The sequence below is a fragment of the Acidovorax sp. FW305-C-20-28 genome (assembly GCF_058783375.1).
This window is the reverse complement of sequence record NZ_JBYSYM010000080.1, coordinates 1-1085: the sequence shown is the minus strand read 5'-3', so window position 1 is coordinate 1085 and position 1085 is coordinate 1. Positions and strand designations below refer to the sequence as shown.

The window sequence follows — 1085 nt, the reverse complement described above, 5'->3', positions numbered from 1 at the left end:
GGCATCATCAGCTTTGCCGGCGGCTTCCCCGACAGCGCCATGTTCGACGTGGAGGGCATCCGCGAAGCCAGCAACCAGGCCCTGACCGAGGAACCTGGCGCGGCCCTGCAGTACGGCGCCACCGAAGGCTACCAACCCCTGCGCGAACAGCTCGCTGCCTTCATGGCCAGCAAGGGCGCCAAGGACCTCGCCCCCGAGAACCTCATCGTCACCACCGGCAGCCAGCAGGCCCTGGATCTTTTGGGCAAGACCCTCATCAGCCCCGGTGACAAGGTCATCGTGGAAGGCCCCACCTTCCTGGCCACCATCCAGTGCTTTCGCCTGTACGGTGCCGAACTCATCAGCGCCCCCATCGACGGCAACGGCGTGAAGACCGACGAGCTGGAAAAGCTCATCGCCGAGCACAAGCCCAAGTTCGTCTACCTCATCCCCACCTTCGGCAACCCCAGCGGCGCCATGCTCAGCCTGGAACGCCGCAAGGCCGTGCTGGAGATGGCCGTCAAGCACCAGACCCTGATCGTCGAAGACGACCCCTACGGCGACCTGTACTTCGGCGAAGCCCCCCCGCCCAGCCTGCTCAACCTCTCGGCCAGCGTGCCTGGCAGCCGCGAACTGCTGGCGCACTGCGGCTCCATGAGCAAGGTACTCTCGCCCGGCCTGCGCGTGGGCTGGATGATCGCCCCGGCAGAGCTCTTGGCCAAGGCCACCATGTGCAAGCAATTCAGCGACGCACACACCAGCACCTTCGCCCAGGCCACGGCCGCCCAGTACCTCAAGGCCGGTCGCATGCCCGCCACGCTGGCCAAGGTGCGCAAGGTGTACGCCGAACGCGCCCAGGCCATGGGCGATGCACTGCGCAAGGAACTGGGCGAGGCCATCGAATTCGTGCAGCCCCAGGGCGGCCTGTTCGTGTGGGCGCGGCTCACGGGCGCCCATGGCAAGGTGGCCGACGGCAACGTGCTGGCCAAGCGCGCGATCGACAAGGGCGTGGCCTTTGTTCCCGGCACACCGTTCTTCTGCGCCAACCCGGACAACGCGACGCTGAGGCTGTCGTTTGCGACGGCGGATGTGGAGAAGATCCGCGA

The 1085-nt window shown here is 66.7% G+C and carries 1 protein-coding gene; it reads left to right on the top strand.

The annotated features are described in order from the left end of the window. Nucleotides 1-1085, top strand: a 1085-nt coding sequence (locus tag AC3WOH_RS34820) for an aminotransferase-like domain-containing protein (RefSeq protein WP_492233890.1), incomplete at both ends; no start/stop codon positions are given.